This is a genomic window from Rhizobacter sp., from assembly GCA_021153565.1.
In the GTDB taxonomy this organism is placed as follows: Bacteria; Pseudomonadota; Gammaproteobacteria; order Burkholderiales; family Burkholderiaceae_C; genus Albitalea.
On the sequence record JAJKJU010000211.1, the window covers coordinates 1 to 8,988 of the forward strand.

The window sequence follows — 8,988 nt, forward strand, 5'->3', positions numbered from 1 at the left end:
ATGTGTACGCTTCAGGTTGCGGACACCGATTTCCGTTCAGGCTGACCCTTCGATACCTCAGGACAGGGTACGCCTACGGCGTATCGAAGCCCCATCCCGACACTCCACAAGCCCTTCGATCGCGAAGCGACCCTGTCCTGAGGTATCGAAGGATCAGGGCGAACGGGTGTTGATGACTTCACATCGTTTGAATCGCACCCCACCCCAACCCTCTCCCAGGGGGTCCCAGGGGGAGAGGGAGCAAAATCGGCCGGCCTTTACGGTCGGCTCCTGGGTCCGTCTACGGCTTCGCTATACGGGCTATACCGGCTTCTACCAATTCCGTCGCCGCCGCGATGTCCGGCGCCATCAACCGATCCTCATGCAGGAAGGGCACGCGCTCGCGAAGCAGCGCATGCAAAGACTCGATCGCCGTCGATGACTTCAGCGGCCGCTGGAATTCCAGCGCCTGCGCCGCCGACATCCACTCGATCGCCACGATCCCCGCGGTGTTGTCCAGCATTTGATGCAACCGACGCGCGGCATAAGTCGCCATCGACACGTGGTCTTCCTGATTTGCCGAGGTCGGCAGCGAGTCCACGCTTGCCGGATGGGCAAGCGACTTGTTCTCGGAAGCCAAGGCCGCCGACGTGACCTGCGCAATCATGAAGCCGGAGTTCAGCCCGCCTTGCTCGACCAGGAACGCAGGCAAGCCCGAAATCACCGGATCCATCAGCATCGCAGTGCGGCGCTCCGAAAGCGCCCCGACCTCTGCGATCGCCAAGGCCATGTTGTCTGCCGCGAAAGCCACCGGCTCCGCATGGAAATTGCCGCCTGAAAGCGCTTCCATCTGATCGGCGAAGACCAGCGGGTTGTCCGATACGCCGTTGGCTTCGATCATGAGGATGCCCCAGGCGTGCCGCATCTGGTCTAGACAAGCGCCCATGACCTGCGGCTGGCAGCGCAGGCAGTACGGGTCCTGCACTTTTTCGCAGTGCAAGTGCGATTGACGCAATGGACTGTTGTGCAGCCAGTCACGGTAGCTGGCTGCGACTTCGCGCTGACCCACCTGGCCGCGCACGGCATGGATGCGGTCATCGAATGGCGTGTCCGATCCCTTGGCAGCATCCACTGTCATCGCACCAACGGCGACCGCCGCATCGAACACGCGTTGCAAGCGCTGCGCGGCGTAGATGGCGAGTGCCGTCGAGCATTGGGTGCCGTTGAGGAGGGCAAGACCTTCCTTGGGGCCGAGTTCAAACGGTGCGATGCCAGCCTTCGCGAGACCCTCTTTCGCAGGCACCCGGCGACCGTCGATGAAGACTTCTCCGATGCCGATCAAGATGGCGGACATGTGGGCCAGGGGTGCGAGGTCGCCCGATGCGCCCACCGACCCCTTCTCGGGCACCACCGGCAGTACGTCCGCATTCAAAAGCGCGAACAGCGCATCGACCACTTCGCCGCGCACCCCGGAGACGCCATGTGCAAGGCTCGCCGCCTTCAGCAAAAGCATCAAACGCACGATGGGTGCTTCGAGCGGCTTTCCCACGCCGGCGCTGTGCGAAAGCACCAGGTTCTTCTGCAATTGAGCCAACTGGTCGTCGGCGATTCGGGTTTGCGCGAGCTTGCCGAACCCGGTGTTGATGCCGTACACCGCTTCGTTCCTCGACATGAGTTCACGCACGGTGCGAACGCTCGCCTCGATCCGTTCTCTGGCAGATGCCGCAAGGGCAAATTGGCTGCCACCTTGCGCAGCGTGCTGCAATATTTCCGCGTTCAATTTGCCGGGCGTGATCGTGTGAAGCATGGATTTGTTCTCTAGCAAGTGGTCTAGACAACTTTAGCATGCCGTCCAATAGAATGCCGGAATGAACGCCGTACGCCGCAAACGCTCTCTTTCGTACGAAACCGTCAAGACATCCATCCAGCAGCACATTGCGGATGGCGGATGGCAGCCTGGCGTTCGCCTCCCGTCCGAACGCGAACTTGTGCAGGAGTTCGGCTGCGCCCGCATGACTGTGCATCGCGCGCTGCGTGAGCTCGAGGCCGAGGGCCTGATTGAACGCCGCCAGGGTTCCGGGTCGTATGTGGCGGAGCTCACGCCCATCTCCAACCTGCTGCAGGTGCGCGACATCCACGACGAAATCGTCGAGCGCGGCCACACGCACACGACCCAGGTGTTCAGCATTGGCCGCGAAAAGGCCAGCCCTGACGTCGCCGTCGCCATGCGTCTGCGCAAAGGTGCCCCCGTGTTCCGCTGCCAATTGCTGCACCTCGAGAACGGCGTGCCCATCCAATACGAAGACCGGCACATCAACCCGACACTTGCCCCCGATCTGCTCAAGCGCGACCTGACCGCCGTCACGCCCTCGGCCGTGCTCTTCGAGCTGGCGCCACTGACGGAAGCTGAGCAGGTCATCGAGGCCGTGCTCGCGACAGCCGAACAAGCCAAGCTGCTCGACGTACAGCCCGGCAGCGCGCTCTTGATGGTGTCGCGTCGAACCGTGTCGAAAGGCGAGGTCGCCTCGATCGCACGGCTGTACCACCCCGGATCCCGCTTTCGCCTGATCGGCAGCTTTTGCGTGCCGGCGCCCGGAGGTCGGTCGGCGTAGGACAATGCCCGGTTCACGCCAGACACCGAGGTTTTCCCATGCAGAAGATTCCGAGCGTCGCGAGCACCGCGCGCGATCTCACCGATGCCGAGTTCGCCGAACTCGATGACTTGCTCTTGCAAACGCCCCAGCCGCTCACGCCCTGCGATGTTGTGATGCTCGACGGCTACCTGTGCGGTGTGCTCGTGCAGCCGGTACTTTTACAGCCGGACGCGTGGCTGCCGCACATCTTCGATTTCGACGGCGAGCCGCTGCCAGACACGATCGATACGGCCTGGATGGAGCGCATCAAGTCGCTCATCATGCGTCGCTATGCCGCGCTCAACCGCGCGATGGCCGAGGACGGCTGGTTCGACCCGTTGGTGCTCGAATTCGACGAAGACTATCCGCCCGAGGCACCGAAGGATGGCGAAGCCGACCCGTTGGTCGGGCTGCACCCGGTCTCGCAGTCCCTCATGCCTTGGGTCGCCGGCTTCCAGCACGCGACGATCTGCTTTCCTGACCTGATCGAGTTGCCTGACGACGCGGTGATGTCTGCACTGGCTCGCATCTTCCGCCACTTGCCGGCCGAGACCGACGAGGAAAAGGAAGTCGTGGCCACGCTCGACCGCGAGCAGCCTTTGACGACGTTGGAAGAAGGCATCGAAGACATGGTGGTCGCTGTAGCCGATCTGCAGGACCTGACACGCGAGCTTCGCTACAAGGTCGACACGGTCAAGCGCGAGGCACCAAAAGTCGGCCGCAACGATCCGTGCCCCTGCGGCAGTGGAAAAAAATACAAGCACTGCCACGGCGGCTGACCCCAATGCTGCTGCAGATCCTTTCCGACCTGCACCTCGAAACCGAGACCTACGAGCCACAGCCTGCCCCTGGGGCGGAGTTGCTGGTGCTCGCGGGCGACGTTGACAGCACCTGGGCCGGCATGGAGCTTTTTCGCGGCTGGCCGGTGCCGGTGATCTTCGTCGCCGGAAATCACGAATTCGACAACCGTGAGATGAACAACACCTGGCCGGAGCTGCGCGCACGCTGCGACGACCTGGGCTTCACGATGCTGGAGCGTGAAAGCACGGTGATAGCGGGCAAGGATGGGCGCCACATCCGCTTCGTTGCCACCACTCGCTGGTGCGACTTCAATCTCTTCGGCGACGCTCAATGCGAACGGGTGCTCAAAGCCGCTGGCTATTTCATGCGGGTTCAGCGCTCGACGATCGATGGCCTGCCCTTCGACGCCGCCGCCGTGCGCATCGAAGCGCTCGCCTGCCGTGAGTGGCTGGCGGGGGAGTTGGCGAAACCGCAAGGGGGTTGGGATAGCACCGTGGTTATCACGCATTTCGGTCCAAGCTTCATGAGCGCCGATCCGCGCTATGGCGCCCAGCCCGGGACAGCAAGCTTTTGCAATGCAGACGACGATTTGTTGCCGATGGCCGATCTGTGGATTCACGGCCATCTTCATTGCCGACACGATTACCGGGTGCGTCAGGAGGGGCGGGAGACGCGCATCGTGTGCAACGCGCGGGGACATGGCAAGCGGGGAGAGGCAGAAGGCCACGACGGGCTCTTCACTGTCGAAGTGTGAACACAACGGCGGGTGCGCCGTCGGCGACGGTTCAAATCACCGATCGCCGATTCAGTCGATCGGTAGATGGCTCCGCATCACCAACCTCGGGCGTGGTGTCGAGCGGCTCGACCGGCCCGAAGCTCGCATCGAGTCCGATCGCTGTGCCCATGTCGCCGTAGTCGCTGTCCGGCGCCGGCGCCCGCTTCCGGAACCCTATCGACCACCACCAGGGAAGATTCGGTTTGCTCATCACAGCCCCCTCACAACGCCGCTTGATGATCCCAGTGCGGGGCGCGACGCGCGCATGAGTTGCGCCGAAATGACACATGGTTTGCGTGCATTTCGTTACAGCTCTCCCGCAGATCTGGTAACAAGGCTCTTCGGCCCTTGGTTTATCTCGGCCGCACGGTTGCGTCTTGTTGCAGCCTGGCCAGTTGGACTGGTGGCTTTTCCGATCTCAGCCAACTATTGTTCAGGGCTGCGCGTTCATCGCGCAGTTTGCAGACCTCTGCTCCGGGGAGATAAGACTACATGACCTTGAATGCCCTCCAGGCGTTGACGTGGAGCACCGTCGTCGGTGCTGTCGGCGGCGCACTCTTGCTTGCATCGATGGAAACCAATTTCTCGGAGTGGTCGCGCGGCCGTCGTGCCGACATTCCGAAACCCAGGGCCACCGAAGCCGCAGCGCAAAGAAAACCGACTGAGCGACAGCCGACGCTCACCCAGTCGGAGGCGCGGCGCGAGGTTTCTGTCCGCTGAAATACTCTCAGCCTCTGAGGCGTTTTGGTGCATTCGGGTCGATTTTTCGAACCGACCTCGGCGCCGACTTCCACCCCGCTTTCTCCCCGCCCAACGCTCGCTCGGCCCCGGCCGCCAAAGCCGCACCGATGCGGTCGAGCGTTCCCACCCGTGACGTGGGCGGCTCATCGCTGTCCGGCCCCAGCCTCCACTGGTGCCAGAACAATTCGACTTCCAGCATGACCTCGGGCCGCAATAGCACCAGAGATCCCTCGTCGATCAGCCTTCGGACCTGTACCAGCGGCGCCACCCCCACGCCCCAGCCCATCAACGCGGCCCGCACGTAGGCTTCCGATGACGGCACGAAGCGTTCGCGCAAACCGGGATGTCGCACGCCGAATGCCAGCGACACCCATTGCTGCTGCATGTCGTCTTTGCGGTTGAAGATGAGGAAAGGCAAACGCGTGAATGTCGCGCGGTTCAGGCCAGCGGCATCGCCCTCCATCTCGCGCGCAATGAATTCCGGGCTTGCCACCGCCGTATACCGCATCACGCCAAGTGGCACGACGCGGCACCCGCGCAAGGCCTCGCGCACGGTGCTTACGCAGCCGAGCACCGCCCCTTGACGCAGCCAGTCGTGGGTGAAGTCCTGATCGTCGACGACAAGCTCCAAGGACAAGCCGCCGCGAACGAGTTCGTCGAGTGCCGGCATGACCCACGTGGCGAGACTGTCGGCATTCACCGCGATCGGAAGGCGCTCCTGCGAGGGTAAAGAGGTGCCCAGTTCGCGTGCCACGTCGGCGCGCATGGCGTGCATTTGCCTCGCAAAACGCAGCAGCACCTTGCCGGCCTCGGTGAGCCGAAGTGGCCGCGAGCGAACGACCAGCAGCCGGCCAACTTGAGCCTCCAGCGACTTGAGCCGCTGAGATACAGCCGATTGCGTGATCGACAGGCGCTGTGCGGCGCGCTCGAAGCTGCCGTCATCCGCAAGGGACGCAAGGCAGTCGAGTCCGGCAGCGTCGAGGTCTTTCATTAGCCTTGCTAATGTAGCGCGATAAATATGAATCCCTCTTCACCCGATTGACAGCCTTGAAGACAATCGCAACGGCCGATGGCGCGCCACACCAAGGGATGCCGCAGCCACCTCGACGCGACTGACGCGCCGAAACCGAGTACGGCGAACCGATGCGAGCGTCGCCGTCGTGATGTTCATCGTCGCGGCGCAGCTCTCACTGGATCCGCTTTGAATCGAAAAGGGTTGTCATGAAAGTGATCGTGATGGGCGCCGGGATCATCGGCGTGAGTACCGCCTGGCACTTGCTGGAGCAGGGCCATGAAGTGACGGTGATCGACCGGCAGCGCGACGCGGCGCTCGAAACGAGCTTCGCCAACGGCGCGCAGATCTCGGTCAGCTTTTGTGAGCCCTGGGCCAATGCGCAGGCGCCGTTCAAGGTTGCGAAGTGGCTGCTGCGCGACGACTCGCCGCTCTTGTTCCGCCCGCGGCTCGATCCGCATCAATGGCGCTGGGGATTGAGTTTTCTCGTCCAATGCAGCGACGCTGCCTTCGAGCGCAACGTGGCGCAACTGGTGGCACTGGGCCGCTACAGCCACGAGACACTGAAGGAAATGGTGTCCAACACAGGGATCGAGTACCAACGTCTCGAGCGCGGAATCCTGCATTTCTTCTCGAGCCAGAAAGACTTCGACGCTGGAGCAGACGCAGCCCAGGTGATGCGCCATCACGGCGTCGATCGCCGCGTGCTGTCACGAGACGAGGTCATCAAGATCGAGCCCTCGCTTCGCCACTTCGCAGGGAGCATCGCGGGCGGCACCTTCACGCCGAGTGACGAATCGGGCGACGCGTGCGTCTTCACACAAGAACTCGCCAAGCGCTGCGCCGCACGTGGGGCGCAGTTCCTGTACGAGCACGACATCGTCGGCTTCGACACCGCAGGCCGTGCTGTCGAATCGGTTCGCGTGAGCGACCTGACCACCGGCCAAAACCGCCTGCTCAAGGCCGATGCCTTCGTCGCCGCGATGGGCAGCTTCACGGCCCCCTTGTTGCGGCCGCTGGGCATCTACCTCAACATCTACCCGGCCAAGGGCTACTCGGCGACGCTGAAACTGAAAGAGCCAGACAAGGCGAGCGTTGTGAGCATGATCGACGACGCACGCAAGATCGCAATCAGCCGGTTGGGCGACAGCATCCGCATCGCCGGCACGGCGGAGATGGCCGGCTACGACACGAGCCTCACGAGCCGCACTTCACGGCGGCGCTGCGAAGCGCTGATTCAGCGATACGAAGAACTGTTCCCGGGCGTTGCGGACACGAGCGAGCCCAACTTCTGGGCCGGGCTGCGCCCGAGCACGCCCAGCAACATTCCAATCATCGGCCGCAGCAAGCTGCACAACCTGTGGGTGAACGCGGGACACGGCACGCTGGGGTGGACGCATGGCGCAGGCTCGGGCCGTGCCTTGGCAGCATTGATGAGCGGGCAGCGCCCGGGATTGGAATTCGGGTTCCTCGGGGAGCGTCCGCAATCTGCACTGCCTCGGATGGCACAGGCATAGCCACGTTGACGGAAAGGCCCAGCCCTGGGATTCAACCAGGATTGGGCCACCCGAAATCTCCCCTTCACCAATTCGCCGACGCGACGTACTTGTTGCCGTTGGCCTTGTACGCCGCCACTGCCTTTTTCAGCTCGGTGTATTCCTGGCATGGCAGGCGGCAGATTTTGTCGAGCGCTGCCAGGCGATCTTCGGCCTTGGCGAGGTCACCCTTCATCAGGTACAACTCGCCCGAGTATTCGAGCGTCCCGCGATGCTTCGGGTCGATGCGCAGCGCTTCGTCGTAGTACCTCTCGGCGCCTTCATAGTCGGGCACCTTGGCCTTGCGCAGGCTGTAGCCCATCAAGTTGTTCCAGTCCGCGCTGGCCGGGTCATTGATCTTCTTCAACTCCTCGATCGCACCGCGCCACTGCTTGGCGGCAATTTGGGCGCGGGCCGGCGCCAGCTTGTCGGCAGTGGCCGCAGCCGGCTCGTTGTCGGCAGCGAAGGCGCTTTGGATGGAAGCGGCCATCACGGCCACGGTCAGGATGCGGGAGAGAGTCGACTTCATGCTTCGTTCCTCGGTGGGTTGAAAGACATCGCTCGTCGATGTCTTGGTGCTACCTACGGGACGAGAACATTGGCGGACGCGAGTGAACCTGAAAAAAAATGCAACCGCGTCACCACAACTTCACGCAGTGGCCAGAAAGCAAGAACTCGCCAGCCGGCTTGTCGCCCGCCTTGGCGGGGGCCGCTTCCAGGCTGATCGCCAACCGGCCAACGTTGAAGAACAGCTTCTCGGATGTGTCGGGAAGAGTCACAGTCACCGACTCCCTGGGTGCTGGCAAGCCCGGCAGCACGCTGACCGGGAACGGCTCGCCATTGTTCGGAAAGGCCCAGAGTTGGGCCACCTTGCCGAGCGGCACTTTCACCGGCTGCAAGACCTTCACGGTGAGCAGCTTTCCATGCCGCCTGGAGTTGGCCAGGATTGTCGGCTTGCCTTTCGAGTCAAGCAGCAGGCCGACATAGCTGGCAGGCAGCGACTCGGATGGCGATTCGAGCCCGATCAGCCCCGGCTGACTGCGCAGGACCACCACGCAGAGAAGGATGCCGGCGAGCGCGCTGCCCACGGTGCGGATCGACAGCAGGTTCCACAACCATTGCAGCGGGTTCAATGCAGCGGGCTTGGTAGACGTGCTGAAGAGGCGCTGCTCCAGTCCGTCCCACACCGCGTCGCGCGGCTGCATGACCGGCACGCTCGCAGCCAACACGCTGAAGCGCTCCTGCCACGCGGTGACGGCGCGGGCAGCGGCGGGTGTATGTCGCACCACGCTTTCAAAGCGACGACGGGCACGGCCGGTCAAGGTTCCGAGCGCGTATTCACGTGCCAGACGGTCCAATCGCTCCGGTAGCAAGTAGTTCATGCGGGCGCCTTCCGCGACGCCGCGCAGGCTCGAGACGCCTCTTGGTCGTCGACATGACAGCATTTCGCTGGTCGATCCCCGTGTACGGGGCCCCTCGCCCTTCGCTTCATGCTGTCGCCTTCCGCAATGC

General features: G+C 63.1%; 10 protein-coding genes. 5 read left to right on the plus strand and 5 right to left on the minus strand.

Going from position 1 to position 8,988, the window contains the following annotated elements:
• Nucleotides 1–280: 280 nt before the first annotated feature.
• Entirely contained in the window at nucleotides 281–1,786 is a 1,506-nt protein-coding gene (gene hutH / locus AC30NL_RS13205) for a histidine ammonia-lyase (RefSeq protein ID WP_489464459.1), read from the minus strand.
• A gap of 61 nt (nucleotides 1,787–1,847) precedes the next feature.
• Between hutH and hutC the strand changes: the two genes are divergently transcribed.
• From hutC to AC30NL_RS13220, 3 genes are read left to right on the plus strand one after another with little or no spacing between them, the layout of a single operon-like run.
• On the plus strand, nucleotides 1,848–2,591 hold the full coding sequence (gene hutC / locus AC30NL_RS13210; protein ID WP_489464460.1) for a histidine utilization transcriptional repressor HutC: 744 nt from the start codon (nucleotides 1,848–1,850) through the stop codon (nucleotides 2,589–2,591).
• A 38-nt stretch (nucleotides 2,592–2,629) separates the two neighbouring features.
• Nucleotides 2,630–3,391, plus strand: coding sequence for a UPF0149 family protein (locus AC30NL_RS13215; RefSeq protein ID WP_489464461.1), 762 nt, complete (start codon nucleotides 2,630–2,632; stop codon nucleotides 3,389–3,391).
• Between the two features lie 5 nt (nucleotides 3,392–3,396).
• The gene (locus AC30NL_RS13220; RefSeq protein ID WP_489464462.1) at nucleotides 3,397–4,167 is read left to right on the plus strand and encodes a metallophosphoesterase; all 771 of its coding nucleotides are present in this window, start codon (nucleotides 3,397–3,399) and stop codon (nucleotides 4,165–4,167) included.
• Between the two features lie 31 nt (nucleotides 4,168–4,198).
• Here AC30NL_RS13220 and AC30NL_RS13225 read toward each other — a convergent pair whose 3' ends face one another.
• Entirely contained in the window at nucleotides 4,199–4,399 is a 201-nt protein-coding gene (locus AC30NL_RS13225) for a hypothetical protein (protein WP_489464463.1), read from the minus strand.
• A gap of 281 nt (nucleotides 4,400–4,680) precedes the next feature.
• Between AC30NL_RS13225 and AC30NL_RS13230 the strand changes: the two genes are divergently transcribed.
• On the plus strand, nucleotides 4,681–4,908 hold the full coding sequence (locus tag AC30NL_RS13230; RefSeq protein WP_489464464.1) for a hypothetical protein: 228 nt from the start codon (nucleotides 4,681–4,683) through the stop codon (nucleotides 4,906–4,908).
• A gap of 7 nt (nucleotides 4,909–4,915) precedes the next feature.
• Here AC30NL_RS13230 and AC30NL_RS13235 read toward each other — a convergent pair whose 3' ends face one another.
• Nucleotides 4,916–5,920, minus strand: a complete 1,005-nt coding sequence (locus tag AC30NL_RS13235; protein WP_489464465.1) for a LysR family transcriptional regulator ArgP — start codon at nucleotides 5,918–5,920, stop codon at nucleotides 4,916–4,918.
• 230 nt (nucleotides 5,921–6,150) lie between these two features.
• Between AC30NL_RS13235 and AC30NL_RS13240 the strand changes: the two genes are divergently transcribed.
• The gene (locus tag AC30NL_RS13240) at nucleotides 6,151–7,458 is read left to right on the plus strand and encodes a D-amino acid dehydrogenase (protein WP_489464466.1); all 1,308 of its coding nucleotides are present in this window, start codon (nucleotides 6,151–6,153) and stop codon (nucleotides 7,456–7,458) included.
• 64 nt (nucleotides 7,459–7,522) lie between these two features.
• Here the strand turns inward: AC30NL_RS13240 and AC30NL_RS13245 are convergent, their stop codons facing one another.
• Both AC30NL_RS13245 and AC30NL_RS13250 read right to left on the minus strand, forming a co-directional pair.
• Nucleotides 7,523–8,005: a tetratricopeptide repeat protein gene (locus AC30NL_RS13245; protein WP_489464467.1), complete on the minus strand. Its 483-nt coding sequence runs from the start codon at nucleotides 8,003–8,005 to the stop codon at nucleotides 7,523–7,525.
• 109 nt (nucleotides 8,006–8,114) lie between these two features.
• Entirely contained in the window at nucleotides 8,115–8,858 is a 744-nt protein-coding gene (locus AC30NL_RS13250) for an anti-sigma factor (protein WP_489464468.1), read from the minus strand.
• Nucleotides 8,859–8,988: the final 130 nt, after the last annotated feature.